At 58.1% G+C, this 24,931-nt stretch carries 22 protein-coding genes and 1 pseudogene; 1 reads left to right on the forward strand and 22 read right to left on the reverse strand.

Annotation, left to right across the window (positions count from 1 at the left end):
- Positions 1-16: 16 nt before the first annotated feature.
- From ELR57_RS14955 to sucC, 17 genes and pseudogenes are all read right to left on the reverse strand, one after another.
- Positions 17-934, reverse strand: coding sequence for a MotE family protein (locus ELR57_RS14955; RefSeq protein ID WP_126959899.1), 918 nt, complete (start codon positions 932-934; stop codon positions 17-19).
- A gap of 46 nt (positions 935-980) precedes the next feature.
- On the reverse strand, positions 981-1,427 hold the full coding sequence (locus ELR57_RS14960) for a flagellar export protein FliJ (RefSeq protein ID WP_126959900.1): 447 nt from the start codon (positions 1,425-1,427) through the stop codon (positions 981-983).
- 12 nt (positions 1,428-1,439) lie between these two features.
- A complete protein-coding gene (fliI, locus tag ELR57_RS14965) occupies positions 1,440-2,762 on the reverse strand; it encodes a flagellar protein export ATPase FliI (protein WP_126959901.1) in 1,323 nt (440 codons plus the stop codon).
- Positions 2,746-3,588, reverse strand: a complete 843-nt coding sequence (gene fliH / locus ELR57_RS14970) for a flagellar assembly protein FliH (protein ID WP_126959902.1) — start codon at positions 3,586-3,588, stop codon at positions 2,746-2,748. The genes fliI and fliH overlap by 17 nt, the downstream gene beginning before the upstream one ends.
- Complete coding sequence (gene fliG / locus ELR57_RS14975) at positions 3,581-4,594, reverse strand: flagellar motor switch protein FliG (protein WP_126960027.1); 1,014 nt, start codon at positions 4,592-4,594, stop codon at positions 3,581-3,583. The genes fliH and fliG overlap by 8 nt, the downstream gene beginning before the upstream one ends.
- A gap of 20 nt (positions 4,595-4,614) precedes the next feature.
- On the reverse strand, positions 4,615-6,192 hold the full coding sequence (fliF, locus tag ELR57_RS14980) for a flagellar basal-body MS-ring/collar protein FliF (RefSeq protein ID WP_126959903.1): 1,578 nt from the start codon (positions 6,190-6,192) through the stop codon (positions 4,615-4,617).
- A gap of 44 nt (positions 6,193-6,236) precedes the next feature.
- A complete protein-coding gene (gene fliE / locus ELR57_RS14985) occupies positions 6,237-6,551 on the reverse strand; it encodes a flagellar hook-basal body complex protein FliE (RefSeq protein ID WP_126959904.1) in 315 nt (104 codons plus the stop codon).
- A gap of 40 nt (positions 6,552-6,591) precedes the next feature.
- Complete coding sequence (flgC, locus tag ELR57_RS14990) at positions 6,592-7,047, reverse strand: flagellar basal body rod protein FlgC (protein ID WP_126959905.1); 456 nt, start codon at positions 7,045-7,047, stop codon at positions 6,592-6,594.
- A 33-nt stretch (positions 7,048-7,080) separates the two neighbouring features.
- Positions 7,081-7,494 (reverse strand): flagellar basal body rod protein FlgB, encoded by a 414-nt coding sequence (gene flgB / locus ELR57_RS14995; RefSeq protein WP_126960028.1) that lies wholly within the window; start codon positions 7,492-7,494, stop codon positions 7,081-7,083.
- Positions 7,495-7,771: 277 nt separating this feature from the next.
- Complete coding sequence (gene codY / locus ELR57_RS15000) at positions 7,772-8,539, reverse strand: GTP-sensing pleiotropic transcriptional regulator CodY (protein ID WP_126959906.1); 768 nt, start codon at positions 8,537-8,539, stop codon at positions 7,772-7,774.
- Positions 8,540-8,576: 37 nt separating this feature from the next.
- A complete protein-coding gene (gene hslU / locus ELR57_RS15005) occupies positions 8,577-9,968 on the reverse strand; it encodes an ATP-dependent protease ATPase subunit HslU (RefSeq protein ID WP_126959907.1) in 1,392 nt (463 codons plus the stop codon).
- Positions 9,969-10,000: 32 nt separating this feature from the next.
- Positions 10,001-10,543: an ATP-dependent protease subunit HslV gene (gene hslV, locus ELR57_RS15010; protein ID WP_126959908.1), complete on the reverse strand. Its 543-nt coding sequence runs from the start codon at positions 10,541-10,543 to the stop codon at positions 10,001-10,003.
- A gap of 77 nt (positions 10,544-10,620) precedes the next feature.
- Positions 10,621-11,967 (reverse strand): annotated as a pseudogene (trmFO, locus tag ELR57_RS15015) (FADH(2)-oxidizing methylenetetrahydrofolate--tRNA-(uracil(54)-C(5))-methyltransferase TrmFO); the annotation flags it as partial.
- A 135-nt stretch (positions 11,968-12,102) separates the two neighbouring features.
- Positions 12,103-14,199 (reverse strand): type I DNA topoisomerase, encoded by a 2,097-nt coding sequence (gene topA / locus ELR57_RS15020; protein WP_126959910.1) that lies wholly within the window; start codon positions 14,197-14,199, stop codon positions 12,103-12,105.
- Positions 14,200-14,575: 376 nt separating this feature from the next.
- Positions 14,576-15,706, reverse strand: a complete 1,131-nt coding sequence (dprA, locus tag ELR57_RS15025; RefSeq protein WP_158630042.1) for a DNA-processing protein DprA — start codon at positions 15,704-15,706, stop codon at positions 14,576-14,578.
- Between the two features lie 128 nt (positions 15,707-15,834).
- A complete protein-coding gene (gene sucD, locus ELR57_RS15030) occupies positions 15,835-16,764 on the reverse strand; it encodes a succinate--CoA ligase subunit alpha (RefSeq protein ID WP_126959912.1) in 930 nt (309 codons plus the stop codon).
- Positions 16,765-16,795: 31 nt separating this feature from the next.
- Positions 16,796-17,956, reverse strand: a complete 1,161-nt coding sequence (gene sucC, locus ELR57_RS15035) for an ADP-forming succinate--CoA ligase subunit beta (protein WP_126959913.1) — start codon at positions 17,954-17,956, stop codon at positions 16,796-16,798.
- 382 nt (positions 17,957-18,338) lie between these two features.
- Here sucC and ELR57_RS15040 point away from each other — a divergent pair, with 382 nt between their 5' ends.
- Positions 18,339-19,892 carry a YifB family Mg chelatase-like AAA ATPase gene (locus ELR57_RS15040; protein WP_126959914.1) on the forward strand — a complete coding sequence of 518 codons (1,554 nt, stop codon included), beginning with the start codon at positions 18,339-18,341 and terminating at the stop codon, positions 19,890-19,892.
- A gap of 623 nt (positions 19,893-20,515) precedes the next feature.
- On the opposite strand, the gene ELR57_RS15045 is transcribed toward ELR57_RS15040, so the two are convergent.
- The 5 genes from ELR57_RS15045 to ylqF form a co-directional block, all read right to left on the reverse strand.
- On the reverse strand, positions 20,516-20,920 hold the full coding sequence (locus ELR57_RS15045) for a YraN family protein (RefSeq protein ID WP_238162537.1): 405 nt from the start codon (positions 20,918-20,920) through the stop codon (positions 20,516-20,518).
- Positions 20,921-20,934: 14 nt separating this feature from the next.
- A complete protein-coding gene (locus ELR57_RS15050) occupies positions 20,935-21,273 on the reverse strand; it encodes an EscU/YscU/HrcU family type III secretion system export apparatus switch protein (protein ID WP_126959915.1) in 339 nt (112 codons plus the stop codon).
- Positions 21,270-23,135 (reverse strand): hypothetical protein, encoded by a 1,866-nt coding sequence (locus ELR57_RS15055; RefSeq protein WP_126959916.1) that lies wholly within the window; start codon positions 23,133-23,135, stop codon positions 21,270-21,272. Before ELR57_RS15055 ends, ELR57_RS15050 begins: the two co-directional genes overlap by 4 nt.
- Before the next feature lie 61 nt (positions 23,136-23,196).
- The gene (locus ELR57_RS15060) at positions 23,197-23,928 is read right to left on the reverse strand and encodes a ribonuclease HII (RefSeq protein WP_126959917.1); all 732 of its coding nucleotides are present in this window, start codon (positions 23,926-23,928) and stop codon (positions 23,197-23,199) included.
- Positions 23,929-24,055: 127 nt separating this feature from the next.
- Positions 24,056-24,922: a ribosome biogenesis GTPase YlqF gene (gene ylqF, locus ELR57_RS15065; protein WP_126959918.1), complete on the reverse strand. Its 867-nt coding sequence runs from the start codon at positions 24,920-24,922 to the stop codon at positions 24,056-24,058.
- Positions 24,923-24,931: the final 9 nt, after the last annotated feature.

Below are 24,931 nucleotides of genomic sequence, written 5' to 3' on the forward strand. Positions count from 1 at the left end.
TACCGTACATTAATCATTAAGGATTCGCCGGCATAAGCTTGCTGACCAGGTCGGCCGTTTTTTTCTTGGCATCCTTGTCATCCAGATTCGCCATAGCCGCAAGGACCTGCGATCGGGATGAATCGGTCAACGCGCCGAGAATGCGGAGAGTCTTGGATTGATTCGACTGCGACATCTCCAGCAGGATAGCGGCCGCGCTTGCCGGTTGCATGGAAGAGAACGTGTTCTTAAGCTCGGACGTATCCAGAATGGAAGTATCCGAATTCACCGATTCCAGCTCCTTGATCCGGGACTGGAGAGCCGCCAGCTCTTGATTCTCGACGCTATCGGCGTCCTTAAGTCTCGTCGTCACTTCCGCCGCTACCTTCGGAGTCATCTTCTCCAGAATTCGCCCTCTCTGCGTATCGGTCATCGAACCGAGCACGAGAGACGCTTCCTCGAGGGTCATGCTCTCCAGAATCGGAGCGGCCTTCCCAGGCGTCATCTTGCCGTACATATCGGCCAGTCCCGAGATCTTCGAATCATATTGCTCGGAGGTGATCGATTGCTCTTGCGACTGCTTGGTCAGAGAATCGAGCTGGCTCTTCAGCTCGGTAATCGTCTTCTCGTTCTGGGTATTCTTGTCTTTCTCCTGCTGCAGGGCGGTCTGTCCGTTTACCACCTGTGCGTTCAGCTCGTCGATCTTCTTCTTGGCGTTGCTGACCGTGAGTTCTTCTTCGCTGACTGCGGCGGCATCCGGTTTAGACGGTTCCGGCAGAATCGCGCTTAACCCCGGAATCTTGTTGCCTACCTTTAGGGCCGAGTCTCTTAAATCTCCATTGAACGCGAGCAACAAAACACCTAGCAGAACGGCTGTGAACAAGATGGGAGTCAGGAAAAAGAGAAACCGCTCGAAGCCGGAATAGCCTTCTTTCTCCACGTTAGCATCCGACACGATATTCCCTCCTTCTCTGTATGGATGTTGTACTTGATGGAATCTCTTATCTCCTAGCCGAGGCAACCGCCCTCATCACAGCCATCTCGTCAAGAGCGCTCTGTTCCTGGGCAAGAGCCTGCTGCACGAACAGCTCTTTGGCCCTGTCGCGTGCGTTCAGCCATACCTTCTCGTCGACGGTGCGGTCGGCCAGCTTCCTCTGGCGCAGCCTGGCAGCTTCCTTCGCCTTGCGAACGCCTTCGCGCTGCTGTCGAATCCGCTGCTCCAGCCAGCCTATGTATTCTTGCATTCTCTGAATCTCGAACAAAGAGGTCGGCCGCTTGGTTTGCTCCGACAAGGCTTCGGCCATCTGCTCCAAATCCCGGGTCAGCGAAGCCAGCGTATCTTCCTCCGCTTTAAGCTTGCCAAGCGAGGCGGCATATTCCCATTCCGCCATCGCCTTCTCGCTGCCTTTAAGATCGACAATCTTCTGAAGCGGATAATGGAATCTCAACGCTTGTCAACCTCATCTCTTGTAGAAATCGATGATCAATCTCTCTTGGGCATCCTGGAGAGTCACTTTCTCGGTCGTCTTCTGCCTGGTATAGGAGTTGATCGTCTGGATAAACTGGATCGATTTATCGATTTCCGGATTCGTTCCCTTCTGGTACGCCCCGATATTGATGAGGTCTTCCGAATCCTTATAAACAGAGAGCAGCCGCTTAAGCTGTTCCGCCGAATCTTGCTGGTCCTCGGAGACGATATCCTTCATGACCCGGCTCACGCTGGCCAGCACGTCGATCGCGGGATAATGCCCTTTGTGGGCGAGCTGCCTGCTGAGCACGATATGGCCGTCCAGAATCCCCCGGACGGCGTCGGCAACGGGTTCGTTCATGTCGTCCCCGTCGACAAGCACCGTATAGAAAGCGGTAATGGATCCGGTCGGACCGGTTCCCGCCCTCTCCAACAGCTTAGGTAGAGCGGCGAAGACGGATGGCGTATAGCCTCTCGTCGCAGGAGGCTCGCCGATCGCGAGGCCTACTTCGCGAAGCGCCATCGCATAACGCGTGACGGAGTCCATCATCAGCATGACGTTAAGGCCGCGGTCCCGGAAATATTCCGCGATCGTAGTCGCGATCAAAGCGCCCTTCATGCGAATCAGCGCGGGTTGATCGGAGGTCGCCACGATCACGACCGAGCGGGCTAGGCCTTCGGGCCCAAGATCCCGCTCGATGAACTCCAGTACTTCGCGCCCCCGCTCACCGATGAGTCCGATGACATTCACGTCAGCCGAAGTATTGCGAGCGACCATTCCGAGAAGGGTACTCTTGCCCACGCCGGAACCGGCGAAGATACCCATCCGTTGGCCTTGGCCGACCGTCAGCAAGCCGTCGATGCAGCGAACGCCGGTCCCTAACGGTTCGACGACCCGAGGCCGATTCAGCGGATTGCCCGGCGAATTGTGCGTCGAGTAGCGGGGCATTCTCGCCGGAAGGCTTGAACCGTCCAGAGGCCTGCCGAGTCCGTCAAGTACTTTGCCCAATAGCTCGGAACCGACTTGTACGGTCAGAGGACCTCCTGTCGCAACGACATCGCATCCGGGACCGACCGAATGAAGATCGCCTAACGGCATGAGCAGCACCCGATTGTCCTTGAAGCCGACGACCTCCGCAAGGATGGGAGCGCCGCCCTTATGAGGATGGATGGCGCAGACGTCGCCGATGCTGGCATCCGGTCCCTCGGATTCAACCGTTAAACCGATAATTTGGGTTACCTTGCCGTTGACTCGGATCGGATCCAGATGCAGGAGAGCTTCTTCGTACCGGGATGCGTCAAGAAGTCTGGACATCGGAATCCCTCTCTTCGGCCGGATGAGCGGCGATTCGCAGCAATTCCTGGCGAATCGCGGACAGTTGGGTGTCGATTCTAGCGTCTATGCTGCCGAAGGAAGTGCGAATGATGCAGCCTCCCTCGCCGACCGTTTGGTCGGGGATGATCTGCAGCTCCGCCTGCGAATCGATGCCGAGCGCCAGCTCGTCCTTCGCCGCTTGCAGGAACGCGAACTGGGAAGGGGCCACGCACAGGGTGATCACTCCCTGCTCCTTGCGTCTTGCTAGAGCCCGCGAGATCAACTGAATCGTCAGCTCCGGCGTCTCCTCGATCTTCGAGGCGATCACCTTCTCGGCGATGCGGCTGCTTAACTCGACAAGGAACAGCTCTGCATCCGCAATGATGCTCTCCTTCGCTAGGTACGCTTGTTTGACGATCGCTTCCGCTTCTTGAAGCGTATGCTCCCATCGCTCGCGCATCTGGCGTTCCGCCTGCTCGCTGCCTTGGATGAAGCCTTCTTCGTAGCCTTGCTGCCTGGCGTTCTCGGCGATCTGCTCATCCTCTTGCCTGCGGCCTTGCCACCACTCGTCGGCGTCTTGTTCCGCTTGCGACCGGATGTGCTCCGCTTCTTCCCTGGCTTGGGTTACCATATCTTCGGCAACCTGTTGGGCGTCTTGCAGAATTCGATCTTTCATCGATTGTGTTTCGACATCAACTTCGGATATTCCTTCGGAATCGTCGGCGGAATCCGAAATATTTCGCGGTTTGGTCGCCAATCGAAGCTGTTCGATCCGTTTGAGGTCTTCAATCGAGATCACATGGGAGGATTTGATCAGATTAGACAATAATATCGTCTCCTCCGCCGCGTGCGATAATGATCTCGCCCGCTTCTTCGAGCCTGCGGATCGTCGCTACGATGCGCGTCTGCGCTTCCTCCACGTCGCGCAGCCGCACGGGCCCCATGTATTCCATCTCTTCCTTGAACGTATCCGCCATTCGCTTCGACATGTTCCGGAAGATCGCTTCCCGAACTTCCTCGCTTGCCACCTTGAGGGCGAGCTGAAGATCGGCATTCTCGATGTCGCGAATGATGCGCTGAATGGAACGGTTGTCCAGATTGACGATATCCTCGAAGACGAACATCCGCTTCTTGATCTCTTCCGCCAGCTCCGGATCCTGAATCTCGAGGGAATCGAGAATCGTGCGTTCCGTCCCGCGGTCGACGCCGTTCAGGATCTGGACGATCGCCTCGATGCCGCCCGCGTTCGTGTAGTCCTGAGTAACCGTGGACGACAGCTTCTGTTCGAGCACTCGCTCCACTTGCGCGATGACGTCCGGCGAGGTGCTGTCCATCAAGGCGATTCTCCTGGCCACCTCCGCCTGTTTGTCTTGAGGAAGCGAGGAGAGCACGGCGGACGATTGATCCGGCTGAAGGTAAGACAGCACGAGAGCGATCGTCTGCGGGTTCTCGTTCTGGATAAAGTTGAGGATCTGGGTCGGCTCCGCCTTCCTCGCGAAGTCGAAAGGCCTGACCTGCAGCGTAGCCGTAAGGCGATGCAGGATGTCCGAAGCCTTCTGCGAACCGAGCGCCTTCTCCAGAATCTCCTTCGCATACGTAATGCCGCCTTGAGAGATGAACTCTTGAGCCAGGCAGATCTGATGGAATTCCTGCAGAATCGCATCCTTCTCCGCGCTGTCCACCTTGCGGACATTCGCGATCTCGAGCGTCAATTGCTCGATCTCGTCGTCGCGCAGATGCTTGAAGATCTGCGCGGATACATCCGGCCCCAGCGTAATCAGCAGAATCGCTGCTTTCTGGCGGCCGCTTAATTGATAATTGCCCGTTCCCAACTTAGCCACCATAGACACCTCTATTCATCAACAAGCCACGTCCGGAGAAGATTGACGAATTCGTCCGGCTTGCGCTTGGCCAATCCTTCAAGCTGCTTGCGTACCTGGTTCTCGTTCGAAACGCTGTCGATGTCGATCGTCGGCGTCTCCACCCGAGGCAGTTCTGCCGCTGCGAGTTCCGCTTCCTCTCTCGCTTTCTTGCGGCGGCGATAGAGAAGGTAGCCTCCTCCGCCGAGCAGAGCGAGGGCTGCGATAGCGCCGATGGCGATGGAAGAGGACGATGCCGAGAAGCCTCCGGAGCCGGACGTTCCTACATCGAACGATTCCGAGATGACGGATACCCGCTTCGCAAGCTCGTCGTCCGGCAGGTTCTGGCCGGAATCCGCCAGCAGGGTGCGCACGTCGTTGACGAGCTTCTGCTGGATCGCCTGCTGTTTCTCCGGCGTCATGGTAGCCGAATCGACGGCGACGCTGATGGAGAGATCCTTGACCTGGTAAGGCGCGAACGTCGTGCTCGTCTGAATTCGGGAAGGCTCGTAGTTCGTCGTCGACGAAGTCTTCTCCGAGGAAGAGCCGCTGCTGCCTCCGCTGGACGGGTAGTTCGCGATATCGGTCTGGCCGACGCCTGCGACTCCGCCCGTGGAGCTGTCCGAGCCGGTATACGATTCCGCCGAATTCTGCTCGCTGATCACAATGCCCTTGTTGTCGTTGTTATCAAGCGGCTTGACGATCGATTCCTGCTGCGTCTTCTGATCGAAGTTGAGCGAAGAGACGACGCTGACGACCATCTTGTCCATGCCGACCATCGTCGACAGGAATTGCTCGGTCTTCGTCTTGATTCCGTTCTCGAACTTGCGTTGAATCTCGAATTGCTGATCGAGCAGCGTTCCGCTTACGGCCCCGCCGCTGCCTCCGACTTCGGAGGAAGGAGTCAACTGGCTCGACTGGCTCGTGATCGTAATGTCGTCGACGTTCAGGTTAGGAACCGCCGTCTTCACGAGATTGAAGTAGCTGTCGATCTCCTCTTGCTTCGGACGGAAGCCCGGCTTAAAGGTAAGCTGAACGGAAGCGGATGCCCGTTCCTTATCCTCGTCGCTCAGGAATACGCTCTCTTGCGGCAGATTAACGAGAACCTTCGCCCGTTGGATGCCTTGCATGCCTTGGAGCAGTTGTTGGACTTCCCCGTTGAGGGCGTTGCGGTACTTCACGTTAAACTCCTGATCGGTCGTTCCGATCGAGGAGGAATTCTTGCTGAGCTCGGAGAATCCGATGGAACCGTTCTGCACGAGCCCTTGCGAGCCAACCGCTACCTTCACTCTGGCTGCGTCGGCGCTCGGCACCGAGATGCTTGTTCCGCCGTTCTGCAGCTTGTAAGGAATGCCGCTGCTGTCCAGGTAATCCATGATGGCCTGGGAATCGGTCGAGTCCAAATTCTGAAACGCTAATTCGTATTCCGTTCTAGTGAACAGATAGGTTAATAGGATAATGGCGATAATGAGAAATCCGGCCGTCGAGGCCAGCACCCATTTCTGGGTCTTGCTGTATTGATTCCAGAAGCCCTTCAGCTTCTCCCGCATTCGGGCCAACTTCTCGTTCACGATTCCACCTCACTAGCGAACTTTGCTGCATCGTTTGAAAGCGATTAGATGGTTATCCGCATGATTTCCTGGTAAGCGTCGATAACCTTGTTCCGTATCTGTGAGGTTAAATCGAGACTAAGCTCGGCCTTGGAAGCGGCGATCATCACGTCGTTAACATCCGCTTGTCCGATGATGAATTGATCCGTTACGTTATGTACGTTCTGTTCTTGGGCTGCCACCGAATCAAGCGCTTTCTGCAGGTAGTTCGAGAAGCTCTCGGTAACTTCCGCCGGAGTCGCGTTCTTAACCGCCGGATTGGCACTTGAAATTGTCGATTGAACTGCCGATATAGAATTTATAGCTGGTATATTAATCATACTAGGACCTCCCCGGGATCAATGGATGCAAACCTCGATGTTATCGGCCAATCTCGAGAGACTTGGTGAACATCGACTTGCTGGCATTCAGCGCAGTGACGTTCGCTTCGTAGGAGCGCGTGGCCGAGATCATGTCGACCATCTCCTTCAGGATATCGACGTTCGGCATGCTGACCATTCCGTTCGCGTCCGCGTCCGGATGAGTCGGATTATACACTTGCTTGAACGGAGTCGAGTCCTCGCGGATCTCCGTTACCCGAACGCCGCTTGCGCTCGTGTTCGCGTTCGTGCCGTCAAGCTTGCTGCTCAGAATGTCGGAGAAGCTTGGCTGATCCGGCTCGAAGACGACTTCCTTCCGTCTGTAAGGCACGTATTCTCCGTTCACGTAGCTCGCTCTTGTCGTCTCGGCGTTGGCGATATTGGAGGAGATGACGTCCATCCGAAGCCGTTGCGCGGTCAAGGCCGATGCGCTTGAATCAAATCCGCTTAGTTTCACTATGTATCCCCCTAATCGTTATGCGTTTGCAAGTTAGGTTCCTTTGATTGCCGTTCTCATCATCTTGACGTCATGGTTGATCGCTTGGATGAACATATAGTACCTGAGCTGGTTCTCCGCAAGCTGCGACATTTCTTTATCGATATCCACGTTGTTCTTGCTGTTGTTGAAGATCGTGCTCTCATCCGTAACGACCTGAGCCTGAGGAGCGGATCCCGAAGCGCTTCCGATGACCATATGTCTCTCGTCCGTGCGCGTGCCGGCGAGGCTTCCCGCATTCCCCGAGCCCATCGCTTGCTCCAGCAGTTCTTCGAATGCGACATCCGAGCGCTTGAAGTTAGGTGTATCTACGTTGGCTACATTGCTTGATATGACCTGCTGTCTCAAAGAAGCCGCCTTAACCGCTCCTTCCAGCCTCTGAAAGGATACGCCGCCTAACAAATCCACCAAGTATCGCCTCTTTCTCCCAATGAAGGTGCGGATCATCCATCCAAGACTTAGCAAAAATCCGACTCGACATTCCAATATTCAACAATACTCCGAGAGAATCCTGCTTGATTCGACATAAATTTTAAGTTTGTCACCGATGCCGTCGACTGCTGTAGAAATTAAAATTTTCTAAGATCCATCATCCGATATCACACAAAAAGTGACAATAAGAAAAAAGCCCTAATCTTGTAAACAAGACCGGACTTTTGACTTGCGTAAATATTTGCATTTCCGATTAGGCTTTGCGGGACTCCAGTTCCTGGAGAAGTTTGCTGTTCAGGATGCGGATGTACGTCCCTTTCATCCCGAGCGAACGGGTGTCGATGACGCCGGCGCTTTCCAGCTTGCGCAGGGCGTTCACGATGACGGAACGCGTGATTCCGGCCCTGTCGGCGATCTTGGAAGCGACCAGAAGGCCTTCCTTGCCTTCCAATTCTTCGAAGATGTGATCCACCGCTTCCAGCTCGCTGAAAGACAGCGAATTGACCGCGATCGTCACGACCGCCTTGCTTCTCGCTTCGATCTCGCGTTCTTCGGCTCTCTCCCGAAGAATCTCCATCCCTATGATGGTCGAACCGTATTCCGCCAGAATAAGCTCGTCATCCCCGACATTTCCCTGCTCCTTCGTCAGGACTATTGTACCTAGACGATCTCCGCCTCCTATGATAGGGACTATACTTACTTTCTGCCCGGCGAACGCGGCCTCGACAGGGCTAAGCATATTCGCGGGCTCTTCATTGGAAGCCGTCGAGGTTGTCCGCAAAAATAGTTCGTTCGTCTCAGCAGGGAATCGAAGCTCGTCCGCAGGATTCTGCCGAAGCCACGCTTCCGCGAACGTCGCCGACGGAGCCGCGCCCAGAATTTTGCCGCGCCGGCTGACGACGAATACGCCGCCGGCCAGCGTCTCCCGAAGCGCCTCCGCCATGACGCGGAAATTCAGCGGCTTGCCCGCCGCATCCTGCAGAAGCGCGTTCAACGATCTCATTTTGTTCAACAAACTCATGGTAACCTTTTCCTCCTAGATAACAAACCCGTTGCTCTTACAAAATATATTGGCTCAAATCGCGGTTGCTGGCAATGCTGGACAGCTTATCGCGGACATATTCCGGCGTAATCGACAGATGGGTCAGCTGCAGCTCGGGAGCCTCGAAGCTGAGGTCCTCAAGCAGCTTCTCCAGCAGCGTATGAAGACGGCGGGCCCCGATGTTCTCGGTATTGCGATTGACATCCTGCGCCATCTTCGCCAGTTCGACGATGGCGGCGTCCGTGAACTCGATCTCGACGCCCTCCGTCTGAAGCAGGGCGGTATATTGCTTCGTGAGTGCGTTCTCCGGCTCCGTTAGGATACGCACAAAATCCTCGTCCGTCAAGCTGGACAGCTCCACCCGGATCGGGAAGCGGCCTTGGAGCTCCGGAATCAGGTCGGATGGCTTAGCGACGTGGAATGCGCCGGCGGCAACGAACAAGACGTAATCCGTCTTGACGGGGCCGTACTTCGTCACGACCGTGGAACCTTCCACGATAGGAAGAATGTCGCGCTGAACGCCTTCGCGCGAGACGTCCGGGCCTTGGCCCCTGCCCGTGCTGGCGATTTTATCGATCTCATCAATAAAGATAATGCCGGATTGCTCGGCGCGAGCGATCGACTCGGAGATGACGTCGTCCATGTCGATCAGCTTGTTCGCTTCTTCCACCGTCAGCACCTTGCGCGCTTCCTTGACGGACAGCTTGCGCTTCTTGCGCTTCTTGGGCATGAATTGGCTGAGCATCTCCTGCATGTTGCCCATCTGGTCCTGCCCGGCTCCGGCGAACATGTCGAGCATCGACGGCGACGTATCGTCCACTTCGATCTCGACGGTCTCGTTCTCCAGCTCGCCGGCCTTCAGCTTGGACAAGGTATCCGTTCTCTTCGTCTGAAGCGAAGGATCGGCGGGTTCCGGTTCTTCGGGCTGCTGGTTCTGCCCGCCTCCGAACAGCATCTCGAACGGATTGCGCTGCGACTTCTGCTTCGCCGGCGATGGGACGAGAAGCGCGGCCAGCCGCTCGTTCGCCGCTTCCTCCGCTTTGTCGCGCACCTTCTCCGTACGCTCTTCCTTCACCATGCGAATCGCGGTCTCGACCAGGTCTCGCACCATGGACTCGACGTCCCTGCCGACATAGCCGACCTCGGTGAACTTGGTCGCCTCGAGCTTGATGAACGGCGCATGCACCAGCTTAGCAAGCCTGCGGGCAATCTCCGTCTTGCCGACGCCGGTCGGTCCGATCATGAGAATGTTCTTTGGGACAACCTCGTCCCGCATGCTTTCCGGGAGCTTGCTGCGGCGGTATCGGTTCCGAAGCGCGACGGCGACGGATCTCTTCGCTTGCTTCTGGCCGACGATGTATTTATCCAACTCCGCTACGATCTGGCGGGGAGTCCATTGCTCACTCATTAAGATCCCTCCGATTCTATTCGGTTTGCTTATCAGATTTCTTCTACGATGATGTTGTTATTCGTGAATACGCAGATCTCGGATGCGATCTGAAGGGCATTCTTCGCGATATCCTTGGCCTCCAGCTGGGGAGCATGCCGCTTGAGCGCTCGCGCTGCGGACAGCGCGAAGCTGCCTCCCGAACCGATCGCCAGAATATCGTCGTCCGGCTCGATGACTTCGCCGTTGCCCGAGAGCAGCAGCATCCCGGTGGCGTCCACCACGATCATCATCGCTTCAAGGCGGCGAAGCACCCGGTCTGAGCGCCAATCCTTGGCCAGCTCGACGGCTGCGCGCTGCAGGTTGCCGTGGTGCTCCTCGAGCTTGCCTTCGAACTTCTCGAAGAGCGTGATCGCGTCGGCGACCGATCCGGCGAAGCCGGCTAGAACTTGCCCCCGGTACAGGCGCCTAACCTTCTTGGCCGTATTCTTCATGACCATGCTGTTGCCGAACGTGACTTGGCCGTCCCCCGCAATGGCTCCTTTGCCGTTCTGGCGTACCGCGCATATCGTCGTGGCGTGGAAAGACATCTCCATCGTAGTTCCTCCTCTTCTATGTCCCTGCGGCGGAAAACGCCGCGAAGCAGCTGGCGCTTAGTCCGGCTGCCGCTGCTTCAATGTGTCGGAACGTCGGTTGGGTTCTGAATGCTCATCTTGAATTGTTCGATCGAATCCAGCGCTCTCGCCGCGATCTTGTCGTTCTTCTCCTTCTTGCTGCGCACCCGGTGATCGAGCGGCGGGAACAAGCCGAAGTTCGCGTTCATCGGTTGAAAATGCCGGAAGTCTGCCGTCGTGATATACTCCGCCATGCTGCCCAGCGTCGTATCCGCCGGGAGCGGAAGCAGCTCCAGACCGCGCGCGAGGCGACCTGCGTTGAGACCGGCGATCAGCCCGGACGCGGCGGATTCCACGTAGCCCTCCACCCCGGTCATCTGGCCCGCGAAGAACAGCGTATCGCGTCCGCGGAATTGATAGGTGGACTTCAGCAAACGAGGCGAATTGATGAAAGTATTGCGATGCATGACCCCGTAACGAACGAATTCGGCATTCTCCAAGCCAGGGATGAGCGAGAATACTCTCTTCTGCTCTCCCCACTTGAGATGGGTCTGGAAGCCTACCAGATTATAGAGCGTTCCGGCGGCGTTGTCCTGCCGGAGCTGAATGACCGCGAACGGCTGCTTGCCCGTATTCGGGTCGACCAGGCCGACCGGCTTAAGCGGACCGAAGAGCATCGTCTGCTTGCCCCGTCCCGCCATGACTTCGATCGGCATGCAGCCTTCGAACACCATGTTCTTCTCGAAATCTTTGACTTCGGCCGTCTCCGCCGTCGTCAGCGCCTCGTAGAACGCTTCGAACTGCTCTTCGGTCATCGGGCAGTTCAGGTAAGCGGCCTCTCCCTTGTCATAGCGGGAAGCGAGGAACACCTTGTTCATGTCGATCGATTCCTTCTCGACGATCGGCGCCGCCGCGTCGAAGAAGTAGAAGTATTCCTCTCCCAGAAGCTCGCGGATCTGGGCGGACAGATCCGGCGACGTAAGCGGCCCCGTTGCGAGGACGACGATGCCGTCCTCGGGAATGCTCGTGAACTCTTCGTTCACGACCGTGATAAGCGGATGCTCCCGAAGCCGGCTGGTGACTTCGCCGGAGAAGCCCTCGCGGTCGACCGCCAGCGCCCCGCCCGCCGGCACGGCGTGATTGTCGGCCGCGGAGAGGATGAGCGAATCCAGGCGTCGCATCTCTTCCTTAAGGACGCCTACCGCGTTCGTCAGCCCGTTGGCTCTCAAGCTGTTGCTGCAGACGAGCTCCGCGAACTGGTTGGTATGATGCGCCGGCGTCTTCCGCACGGGACGCATCTCATATAAGGTGACAGCGACTCCTTGGGAAGCGATCTGCCAGGCAGCCTCGCTTCCCGCCAGTCCTGCTCCGACAACGGTAACGTGTTTATTCTGAACCACTTGAGTACCTCCTGCGGCGTAATTTGGATGGCGTCAGGATGTTCAGGGAGGACCTCAAGCTGAAGTCGATTACGGGTACATCCTGTCAGTTAGATAAGAAGAGAACGGCTCAGGCTGCTTGAGCCTGCTGCCGAATCCGGCTTATTCCGAGCCATCATCGGATTCAGGCGCCATCTCGTTATGCGAACACTGCGTACAATTCCATTGCACGCCGTTCTTCGTTCTTTTCTCGGTCATCATGGAGCCGCATTCCGGACAAGGCTTCGCTACCGGTTTGTCCCAGGACACGTAATCGCATTCCGGATACTGGTCGCAGCCGTAGAACATGCGTCCCTTCTTGCTCCTTCTCTCCACGATGTGGCCTTTCTTGCACTTCGGGCAGATAACGCCGGTCGCCTTGACGATCGGCTTCGTATTGCGGCAATCCGGGAAGCCGGAGCACGCGAGGAACTTGCCGAAGCGGCCCATCTTGTAGACCATCGGACGGCCGCACTTCTCGCAGATCTCGTCGGAAGGCTCGTCTTTGATCTCGATTTCTTTCATTTCTTCTTCCGCGACTTCCAGGCGCTTCTCGAACGACTTGTAGAATTCCTCGATGACGGCGATCCAGTTCTCCTTGCCTTCTTCCACATGGTCGAGATCGTCTTCCATGTTGGCCGTGAATTCCGTATCCAGAATCTCCGGGAAGAACTCTTCCATCAGTTGGTTGATCAGATCGCCAAGCTCGGTCGGGAAAAACTTCTTATCCTCGATCGCGACGTAATTCCGTTTCTGGATCGTCTCCAGCGTCGGCGCATACGTGCTCGGCCGGCCGATGCCGAGCTCTTCCATCGTTCTGACCAGCCGCGCTTCGGTGTAGCGGGGAGGCGGCTGAGTGAAGTGCTGCTTCGGATCGATCTCCTTCGTCTCCACGGCGTCGCCGGCATGGAGCGGAGGCAGCAAGCGATCCTCTTCGGTCGTCCCGTCGTCGTTGCTCTCCACGTAGACCTTCATGAAGCCCGGGAATTTGAGCTTCGAGCCGTTCGCGCGGAAGGTAGCCGGGCCGCTGACGAGATCCACCGTCATCGTATCCAGCACGGCGGATGCCATCTGGCTCGCCACGAAGCGCTCCCAGACGAGCTTGTAGAGCCGCAGCTGGTCGCGCGAGAGGAACGGCTTCATCTGTTCCGGCTCGCGGAGCACGGATGTCGGACGGATCGCTTCGTGCGCGTCCTGGGTATTCGCGTTCTTCTTCAAGTAGACTCGCGGCGTCTCGGGATAATAGCTCTCCCCGTACTTGCCCACGATGTAGCCTTGCGCCTCTTCTTGGGCGACGGGAGAGATGCGTGTAGAATCGGTTCTCATGTACGTGATAAGACCGACCGTGCCTTCTTTGCCGAGATCGACGCCTTCATACAGCTGCTGCGCGATCTGCATCGTCTTCGATGCGCGGAAGTTCAGCTTGCGCGCCGCTTCCTGCTGCAGGGAGCTTGTGATGAACGGAGGCGACGGGTTGCGAAGCCGCTCCTTCTCCTTCACTTCGCTTACCGAGAACGGCTTGTTCCCGATGGCGGCGAGCACCTCGTTCACGTCCGCTTGGGTGGCAAGCTCTTTCTTGTCATTGCCCAGAGAGAGGAACTTCGCTTCGAAAGCCTTCCCTTCTCTAAGCAGATGCGCGGTAATGCTCCAATATTCTTCCGGCTCGAACGCCTTGATCTCGTTCTCCCGGTCGATGATCAGCTTGACGGCTACCGATTGGACGCGTCCGGCGCTTAGGCCTTTCTTGACCTTCTTCCAGAGCAGCGGGCTGATCTTGTAGCCGACCAGGCGGTCCAGCACCCGGCGGGCTTGCTGCGCGTTCACCAGGTCCATATTGATCGGTCTGGGAGCCTTGAAGGCATCCTTGACCGCTTGCTTCGTGATCTCGTTGAACACGACGCGGCACGTATCGTTCTCGTCCAGCTCCAGGTAATGGGCCAGATGCCACGCGATCGCTTCTCCTTCGCGATCCGGGTCAGCCGCGAGATAGACTTTTTTGACTTTCTTGCTGGCGTCCTTCAGTTCCTTGAGAACGTTGCCCTTGCCGCGAATGGTAATGTACTTCAGATTGAAGTCCTTACCGACCTCGACGCCCATCTGGCTCTTCGGAAGATCCCGAATGTGGCCCATGGACGCTTTAACGATAAATTTGCTTCCTAAGTATTTGCCGATCGTCTTGGCTTTCGCCGGCGACTCTACGATGACTAGTGAATCCGCCACGTCCATTCCTCCTCTCCAACAGTCAACAAGTCCTTTAGCTCAAGTCCGCTCGCACGGAGAGACGGCTAGTAACAGGACAGTATATACAAACCTGCGATGCTGGTGAAAATCTTGCGCTTTATCTGTAAGGATACTCATAAAACCGTTCGAACGCAAACATAGCCCTTCTGTGCTCGTGGCATCCGTCTTCTCATTCGCGTCCTCGCCAGTCTATCTTCCGCTTCCGGAAGGCGGTCCGGACCGGCGTTATGTACTCGTTGCTCATCATACCACGATGTTTAAGTTTAGCTCAAATCCGAAGAGGCGAAAAAAAATAAATTCCTTCATTAATATATCGTTATCGAAGCTCCTCGCTCCCGACGTTTCGGGAGGGCGCTCACACGACCGCGAACACGGCTCCGGGAAGCTGCTGGACGAGGCGCTTCATCTGAAGGCTCAGCAGCATCGTATGCAGCGAACCGAGAGACATCCCGCTCCGTTCCGACAAGTCGTCGATCGTGCGAGGCTCCTCGAGCAGCAGCTCGTACAGGCTCTCTTCCGCTTCCGACAGCCTCTCCTCTTCCGGATCGGTGGAATACCGGCGCTCCTGCCGCTTCTCCGGCTGCGAGAAACGCGCATTCCAATCGCCGAGAGCTCTCTCGTAGTCCACGAGAATGTCGTCCGCATTCATGACCGGCTTCGCTCCTTCGCGGAGCAGCCGAAGCGGTCCGACGCTTCTGGGGGAAGTGATCGGACCCGGCACGATAAACAGATCCCTGTCGTTCTCGAATGCATGCTTGGCCGTGATCATCGCGCCGCTCCCTTCCCCCGCTTCGACGACCAAGGTTCCTTGGCTCAGTCCCGCGATAATCCGGTTGCGCAGATAGAAATGCCCCTTGGTCAGAGGGGTGCCTAGCGGAGCTTCCGAGAGAATCAAGCCTTGGCTCGCGATCTCCCGGTAGAGTCCCCGATTCTCCGGCGGATAGGGATAATCGGCCGGCGACGCGAGCACCGCGATCGTCGAGCCCGGCTTGCCAAGGGCGCCGGCGTGCGCCGAAGTATCGATCCCTCGGGCAAGGCCGCTGACGATGGTCAGCCCCGCGGCCGAGCAGGCGCTGGACAGCTCTTCCGTCACCTTTTTCCCGTAAGCCGTCGCCATCCGGGTCCCGACGATGGAGAGAGCGGGCCTGTCCAGCAGCTCCAGCCTTCCCGCGTAATAGAGCACCCACGGAGCGTCGGGAAGCTGCCGGAGCAGGGCGGGATAAGCCGGATCGAGCGCGGTGATCGCTTGGATGCCCGCCTTCTCCCTTCGTTCGATCTCTTCTTCCATTCTCTCGGCGGACAATCTCCGTACGAGATTCTCCGCCTGCTTCGCCGATAGCGCGAGCTCCTTCCAATCCTTCTCCCGGCGGCGTTCGGCACCTTCCAGCGCGCCTCCGGCCAGAATTCTTTCAATCGTCAGCCACCCTACCCCCTCTGTCTCGTGCATGCCGATCAATAGCTCCTTCTCGCTCCTGCTTTGACCCATTTTCCGCTTCCTCCCCGCTTCGTCTAATAAAAAAAGCAGCCCCCGCATCCCCTCGGTCAGAGGGGCGCGGAAGGCTGCTTGCCTATCCGTTATGGCAATGGCTTGCGCCATTAGACACCATTCGATACTTAGATGTTCTTGCACTTCTCCAGCAGGCCGCGCTCTTCGAGAACGCTGACCAGCGTCGAACCCATCTCCGAAGGAGTCGGGGACACGCGGATTCCGCACTCTTCGAGCTTGGCGATCTTCTCGGCAGCCGTTCCCTTGCCGCCGGAGATGATGGCGCCGGCATGGCCCATGCGCTTCCCTGGAGGCGCGGTTGCGCCGCCGATGAAGCCGACGACCGGCTTCGTCATGTTCGCCTTCACCCATTCAGCCGCTTCTTCTTCCGCCGTGCCGCCGATTTCCCCGATCATGATGACCGCATAGGTGTCAGGGTCTTCGTTGAACAGGTTCAGGATGTCGATGAACTCGGAACCCTTGACAGGGTCGCCGCCGATACCGACTGCGGAGGATTGGCCGATGCCGCGAGCCGTCAATTGATGAACCGCTTCGTACGTTAGCGTTCCCGAACGGGAAACGACGCCTACGTGGCCCTTCTTATGGATGTAGCCGGGCATGATGCCGATCTTGATCTCGTCCGGCGTGATAACGCCCGGGCAGTTCGGCCCGATCAGGCGAGTCTTCTTGCCTTCCATGTAACGCTTAACCTTAACCATGTCCAGCACCGGAATGCCTTCCGTGATGCAGATAACGAGGTCAAGCTCCGCGTCTACCGCTTCCATGATCGAATCCGCCGCGAACGGAGGAGCGACATAAATAACCGATGCCGTCGCGCCAGTAGCCGCTACCGCTTCATTGACCGTATTGAAGATCGGCAGCGTTACTTTCGTGCCGTTCTCCAAGTCGAAATCGATCGTTTGGCCGCCCTTGCCCGGCGTAACGCCGCCGACCATCTGCGTGCCGTATTCCAGTGCACCCTTGGCGTGGAACGAACCCGTCGCGCCGGTGATGCCTTGGGTGATTACCTTGGTGTTCTTATCGATCAAGATACTCATGACTTCACACTCCCCGGTTGGTTCTCCCTAGTTATTTCACGAGCGCGACAATCTTCTGCGCGCCGTCAGCCATCGAATCCGCAGCCACGATGTTCAGGCCGGAATTGTTCAAAATTTCTTTGCCGAGCTTCACGTTCGTGCCTTCGAGGCGAACGACGAGCGGCTTGTCCAAGCCAAGCTCGCGAGCGGCCGCAACGACGCCTTCCGCGATGATGTCGCACTTCATGATGCCGCCGAAGATGTTGACGAAGATCCCCTTGACGTTTGCGTCGCTGAGGATGATCTTGAACGCTTCGGTAACCTTGTCTTTCGTAGCGCCGCCGCCTACGTCGAGGAAGTTGGCCGGCTCGCCGCCGTAATATTTGATAATGTCCATCGTCGCCATGGCGAGACCGGCGCCGTTAACCATGCAGCCAATGTTGCCGTCGAGGGCGATGTAGGACAGATCGAACTTGGAAGCTTGAATTTCCTTCTCGTCTTCTTCGTCCAGGTCGCGGAGCTCCACGATGTCCTTGTGGCGGAACAGCGCGTTGGAGTCGAAGTTCAGCTTCGCGTCGAGGGCGATGATGTCGCCGCCGCCGGTAACGACCAGCGGGTTGATCTCCGCGATCGAGCAATCCTTGTCCACGAATGCCGCATACAGCGACAGCATGAACTTGATCGCCTTGTTGACGAGCTCGTTCGGAATGTTGATCGCATACGCCAGGCGGCGCGCTTGGAACGTCGTCAGGCCGACAGCCGGATCGACGATCTCCTTGATGATCTTCTCCGGAGAGTGAGCGGCCACTTCTTCGATCTCGGTGCCGCCTTCTTCGGAACCCATCAGAACGACGCGGCCCGTGCCGCGGTCAACGACGAGACCGATGTAATATTCTTTCTTGATGTCGCAGCCTTCTTCGATCAGAAGGCGTTTGACTTCCTTGCCTTCCGGTCCGGTTTGGTGAGTGACCAGAACCTTGCCGAGAATTTGCTCCGCATATTGCTTAACTTCATCCAAGCCCTTGGCGACTTTGACACCGCCAGCCTTGCCGCGTCCGCCCGCATGGATCTGAGCTTTGACGACGACAACAGGCGTGCCGAGCTCTTGAGCCGCGCTTACAGCTTCTTCGACAGTGAAAGCGACCTTGCCGTTAGGCACGGTGACGCCGTACTGCTTCAAGACTGCCTTGCCTTGATACTCATGAATATTCATGGCCTAGCATCCTCCCGTTTTGCACGCATCTGAAGAATCTTCTGGGTACTTTTGCATACCCGAAACCTTCCCTATTGTAACACCTTTTGAACGAGTCTTCCTCCATTTTTCATCTTTTTATTAGTCCCAATCGGCAATGGTTTCATATCAGAATGCGATGGATAGTCGCTTAAACGATAATAGATTTGCCATTTAACCGGAAAGATAACCAGATGATTGGAATTCCTTTCTTAACGGGACGATACCCCGATAGCCGCGATTTCGAGCGTCCCCCGATTGACATCTTTTTCGCTTGCCATTAATATTCTAATATATGGAATATGCGGAAGGGAAGCACTCTTCTTCGCCAACGATACCGTTGTGGAGGAGGGTGTTTTTTGTCATGTATGTCAAAATGCTAAGCGCAACCGTCGTCGGGGTCGAAGGCCGACTGATCGAGGTGGAGGTCGACATATCGAGCGGCTTGCCCCAAGTAAGCGTAGTCGGACTCCCGGACCCGGCGATTCGGGAGTCGGTGGAGAGAGTTCGCGCGGCGATCCAGAACGGGGGCATGAAGTTCCCGCTTGACCGTATCACGGTCAATCTAGCCCCCGCGGATATGCGCAAGGAAGGCAGCGCCTTCGACCTTGCCATCGCGGCCGGCGTCCTGGTCGCGAGCGGCCAGCTTCCGGCCGGCATGCTGGAAGGCACGCTTCTGATCGGAGAGCTGTCGCTGAACGGGGAGGTTAAGGCCGTGCCGGGCGTCCTGCCGATGGTCGAGAGGGCGAGAAAAGAAGGCTTGTCCCAAGTATTCGTTCCCCGCTCCTGCGTGGCCGAAGCGTCGTTGATCGACGGCATTCGCGTAAGGGGAATCGGATCGCTTGGCGAGTGGTTTATTGGTGGGGCAAGGAACGAAGCCGCGTCTCCGGTCGATTTCGGCGAACAAAGCAGCGCGATAATCGACGCGGCCGATCCAACAGAACCCGACCTGGCGGACGTCATCGGGCAGCAGCACGGCAAGCGCGCCCTGCTCATCGCCGCCGCCGGGATGCATAACATCTTGTTCGTTGGCCCGCCCGGAACCGGCAAAACAATGCTATGCCGAAGGCTGCCGACGCTTCTTCCCCCGCTGGACGACGAAGAAGCGCTCGCCGTTACGAAGATTTACAGCGTCAGCGGCAAACTGCAAGGCGAGCGTAAGCGAGGGCTCATTCGCCAACGTCCCTTTCGCTCGCCGCATCATACCGTCTCCGCAGCCGGCTTGATCGGCGGCGGCCCCGTGCCGAAGCCCGGCGAAGTCACCCTCGCTCATCATGGCGTGCTCTTCCTCGACGAGATGCCCGAGTTCCCGCGTTCTGCGCTGGAAGCGCTGCGCCAGCCGCTGGAGGATCGTCAGGTTACGATCGGACGCGCCCGCGGCGTCACCCGGTTCCCCGCCAAGTTCATGCTCGCGGCCAGCATGAACCCTTGCCCGTGCGGCTATTACGGAGCCGACTCGAGCTCGGCTGTCGGCCAGAACTCTTGCACTTGCTCGTCGCTCGCCGTCGCCCGCTATCGCGGCCGCATGTCCGGCCCCCTCGCGGATCGGATCGATCTTCAGGTCGAAATGCCGAGGCCCTCCACGCCGAACGCCGCAAGAGGAGGCATGTCCTCCGGCGAAGGCCGCTCCATCGTCGAGAACGCCTACGATAGGCAGCTTCATCGCTACCGCAAGCTCGGCTTTCGTTGGAACAGCGAGCTGTACGGACGCCATCTGACCCAATATGCCGTTCTGTCCGCTCCAGCCCAGAAGCTGCTCGATGCCGCCTATTCGCGAATGGGCCTCAGCTTCCGGGCGCACGACCGTATTCTTAAGATGTCGAGGACGATCGCCGACCTAGAGTCTTCCCACGAGATCCGCGAGGAGCATGTGGCGGAAGCGATCCAATACCGCTGCCTGGATCGGGCAGGAACATAAACGGCCCGTCCGATTCCTCCTCAGCTACTTTGGATTCGGCTCTCCCGACAATCTTGGGCGGCAGTGCCGATACATGGGGCTACCGTTACTTCGATTTTCTAAGTATCTCCGCCCTGCCACCAATACTAAAATATCTATGTTACTAATCATTTCATGGCATCATGCGACGGTTGGCGGGGAATTTGAGTAACCAGTACCCATTTGATAGCATCATGCGACAGTTGGCGGGGAATTTGAGTAACCAATACCCATTAGATAGCATCATGCGACAGTTGGCGGGGAATTTGAGTAACCAATACCCATTAGATAGCATCATGCGACAGTTGGCGGGGAATTTGAGTAACCAATACCCATTTGATAGCATCATGCGGCGGTTGGCGGGGAATTTGAGTAACCAGTACCCATTTGATAGCATCATGCGACGACGTGTGATGGGCAATTTGTTACACCGCCCTCCGAGCGCTTCTGGTGCCACTGTTACTTCGATTACCTAAATAAGTAGCACTGATTTATGTTCATCCAGCAATTCCCCGACACAATCGGGTTGCAAAGCCGGGATCTCGGCCTGATGCCCCTTATGCTCGCCTCAAGACAACAGAGCCATTCCATGAAGAAGGAGCCTCCTAGAAGGCTCCTTCGATATGTTTCAGTTCTTCGATCCCGCCCTCGAGGGCGAACGTGATGGCGATAACATCGAACCGCACCTTCGCCGACTCCCGGCGCGTATGCGACAGATAGACCAGCGCGGTGCTTCTGACCTGGGCGCACTTGCGCGGATTGATCGCTTCTATCGCCGTTCCGAAGCGTGCGGAAGAGCTGCGGCGCGATCGTACTTCAACGATCACGAGAACGTCCCCGTCGGTCGCGATAAGATCCAGCTCTCCCGTTCGGCACCGCCAGTTGCGTGCGGCTATGACGTAGCCCCGCTGCTCCAGATGAAGGGCGGCCGCTTCCTCCGCCGCCCTTCCGGTCGCCCTGCGCAGATCCGGCCTGGCGATTCTGCGATTCGAAGTAGAATCCCGATCCAACTCGCCACTCCTCCTTAAGGAAGCAGATCGCTTTCGCTTCCGCGAAGCCCCGCCCTTCGATCCGTCCGATAGACAAAGCTGAGCACTTCGGCGACCAGCTTATAAAGCTCCGGCGGGATCTCCTGTTCCAAGTCAAGCTTGGACAGCACCTCCACCAGCGAGTTGTCCTCCTGGATCGGCACCCCGTTCTCCTTCGCTTTCTTGACGATTTCTTCCGCGATGACGCCTTGTCCTTTGGCCACGACGACCGGAGCCGCTCCTCGTTCCGGGCTGTACTTCAGCGCCACCGCCTTGCGCGGCGGCGTAAGGTTCGCCCCGTTCTCCTCGCCTGGCAAGCCGGAGCTGTCTCTCATGCTCGGTAGTCAACTCCCTTGTAAGGCTTCGCCGCATAAGCGGCAACGGCTTGCTCCGGCATGCCGCCGACGGCGGCCGTCCCCTTCTCGCTGCTCTCGGCTTCTCCCGCTTGCATGACAGGGAATGGGGCCGTCTTCAGCGACAACAGCTGATAACCCGCCGACTGGAAGCCTTCCGCCGCTTCCGAGCGGGCGGATTCCATCAGTTCGCCAACCCAAGGGCGATCGTTCAGCACCCTCAGCGAGACGACCTTGTCGATCACCTGCACATCCACCAGCGTATCGCCGATATGGCTCATATTCAGTTGGAAAAGCAAGCGGCAGTTGTCGGTGTCCCATTCGCCCTTGCGCCCGCGCCTGGTCTGAACGTGAATGGAAGCCGTCGTATCGCCGTTCTGCCCCTTGATCGGCACGAACAGCGTCATATGGCTCATCATCGCGGTATTCTGGCGTTCGGCTGCCAGCAGCAGCTGTTGGCCGGTGATCTGCTGAGCCAATCCATGCGCAGCCTCGCGAAGGGCTGGAGGCGCGTCGTTGCTGTTCGCGAGCGTAAGAAGAGCGCTCTTCAGCGATTCCGAAGGCGCCGCAGCCGCTCGATCGGCCGACTGTCCCGCTCCCTCCGAAGCGTTCCTTGCCGGCGCGTCGCCCGAGAGCAGTTGCTGCGCCGCCTGCCGCTCGTGGTTCGCGCCCAACAGATCAAGGAATCTTCCGATCCAAGACCCTTCCGATCCGGATCTGGCCGCCTTGGCGTTCGCCTCGTTCGCCGCGCCGCCCGAACTCTCGTCGCCGGCTGCAGCAACGGCGTTGAATGGCGACGCATTCCCAGCCGAACGGTCGCGCGTCGCCGCGGAATCGGACGCCTGCGCGGCCGCTCCCTGCTTGCCCGCCAACGCGGCCACCGACTCGTTCCGCGCGTCCGGCGGCACTCGTCCGCCTTCCGCCGCGGCCGTGCCTTTCGATTGCGCGTCCGTTCCCGGAACGCTGCCTCCCGCTTCCGCGGCATTGGCAGCCGATCTAGCCGCCGCCTGCCCCGTCTGCTCTTGCGTCGGCCTCCCGGCAACCGCCGCGGCATCCGTCGATGCCGATCCTCCGGGCTGAGCGGCGCGTCCGGAAGCGCCGCCGGCATCATCCGCACCCATGCGGCCGGCGGCCCCCTCCGCAAGCTGCTGCGCGCCTTCGCTTAACAGCTGCTGTCCTTGAGCCAGCAGCTTCTGCACCTGCTGAGCGGCCTCCATTGCCTTGGGGCTAGCGCCCGCATCCTGCCCTCGCTGAAGGAAGGAAGCCAGTTGCTTCTCCAGATTGTCCAACTGCTCGCCAAGCGGAGCGCCGTATAGGGCAGCCTTAAGTGACGCGATCGTCGACTCCGTCGGCTCCAGCCCTCTACGGAAGGCAACGCCCGCCGCATTCATCCAGTTCTGAGCATCTTCGCCGGGAGGCTTGGCCGAGACGGCTTGCTTGAACCAGTTCGCCGTCTCCTTATCGATAGGGTAACCGTCTCGCTTGAGCCCCTTCATCAGTTCAAAGCTCCACTTCTGATCGGGGAGCCCGAACGACTTCGCGACGTCCTTCAACGCTTCGTCCGTCGGAGCCGCCGTCGGATCCGCCAGCGCCTTGAGCACGATCATCCCCGAGGTGGACTCCTGCGCTACCTGCATCAGAGTCCCCCGTCCGACGGGCAGCTCCGTATCGAGCTTCGCGCGAACCTGGACTCCGTTGACCTGAATGAGCGCTTCGTTATCTTCAAGCAATTCCAGGAGCACGCCTCTCACGATCTGGCCGATGCGAAGCTCCAAGGCTTTAACGTCCGTCGGCTGGCTGTCGCCCAGCATGGCACGCATAAGATTTCCGATATTCATGCTCATGCTTGCGCACATCCTCTCTGCTTCTGCTTATTCTATGTATCGGCATCTCTCGATTCGGATTTCAGAACAGGACCTGCTGCTCCGCCAGAATTCCCTCCAGAAAGCTCATGCGATGCATAGGAGACGGACCTAGTCGCAGAAGGCCTTCCCGATGCTCTTTCGTTCCGTACCCTTTGTTGCCCGCTAAGCCATATCCGGGATAGAGGGCATCCCAAGTGTCCTTGCACAATCGATCCCTCGTCACCTTGGCCAAGATCGAGGCCGCCCCGATCGTCTGGCTTCGGGCGTCCCCCTTGATGATCGCCGTCTGCGGCAGCTCCAGATCCACGCTCTCCGCGTCGATGAGCAGATGCTCGGGCGCGATCCGAAGCCCTTCCACCGCCTGCTTCATCGCCAGCCGAGAAGCCTGCCGGATATTGATGCGGTCGATCGTTGCCGCATCCACCCTCGCGACCGACCAGGCCACCGCATGCTCGATAATGACATCGTACAACAGCTCGCGCTTTTTCTCGCTTAGTTGTTTGGAATCGTTGATTCCTTCGAGGATCAATCCCGGCGGCAGAATGACCGCGGCGGCGACGACATCCCCGAACAGGCAGCCGCGTCCGACCTCATCCAATCCCGCAATCGCGGTCAGTCCTTGTCCCCACAGCCCGGACTCGAATTCCAGGCGATTGGGCTCCGCCTCGACCTCGACCTTTCTGCGCTTGGGCTTGCTTTGCTTCCCCTCGTCCGCAACCACTTCGCTAGTCCCCTTCCGCTCTCTTGCCTCGAACAAACGTATACGTATCATTTTCCGACATCTTGCGCCCTTCGCGCAACCCTTCAAACCAACCTCCACAAAAAAAACTCCCGGCAAAGGACGAGGATCGACGATCGCTCGCACTGCCCGGAGTCTTTCCATGGCTGGTCTCATACCGCTATATGATTGGAGCCTCGAGCGTGATCCGCCCCAGCTTCCCGGATCGCAGATCCCGAAGCACGACTCCCGCCGCCTTCTCGTAGTCCACGTGCCCCCCGCCGGCGAGACAGCCTCGCTTGCGTCCGATCTGCTCCAGAACCTCGGCCGCGGAACCTATATCGGGCAGCTGCTCCGGCAAATCGGTCAAGCCGTAGCGTTCGACCAGCGTATCCCGATAAGCCGTCGCCAACCATTGAAGGAGGAAGCAGGCCACCTCATCGATCGGGAGCACTTGCTCCTTGATCGCGCCAGTGGCCGCCAAGCGGAAGCCGACCTCGGGATCCTCGAACTTCGGCCACAGGATGCCCGGCGTATCGAGCAGCTCCAGGTCTCCGCCCGTGCGGATCCATTGCTGTCCTTTGGTCACCCCCGGACGGTCTCCCGTAATCGCCGCGGCACGCCCGGCCAACCGGTTGATCAGCGTCGACTTGCCTACGTTCGGAATGCCGACGATGAGCGCTCTCGCGGCTCGCGGATTCATTCCTTTGGCGATCTGACGGTCGATCTTCTCCTTGAGCAGGAGCTTCACCCGTCCGGAGATGTCCCGCGTTCCCGTGCCGGTATTGGCGTCGATCGCCAGTACCTCGTGGCCGAAGGAACGGAACCATTCCAGCCATCTCTCGTTCTGCTGCGGATCCGCCAGATCCGCCTTGTTAAGAAGGATCAGCCTTGGCTTCGGACCGACGATCTCGTCGATCATCGGGTTGCGGCTCGATACCGGAACCCTGGCGTCGATCAGCTCGAGAACGACGTCGATCAGCTTCAGCTTCTCCTGAATTTGGCGCTTCGCCCGGGTCATATGACCGGGGAACCATTGAATTGTCATGCCACACCC

Origin of the sequence: Cohnella sp. AR92 (genome assembly GCF_003990975.1) — a bacterium.
Taxonomy (GTDB): domain Bacteria; phylum Bacillota; class Bacilli; order Paenibacillales; family Paenibacillaceae; genus Cohnella.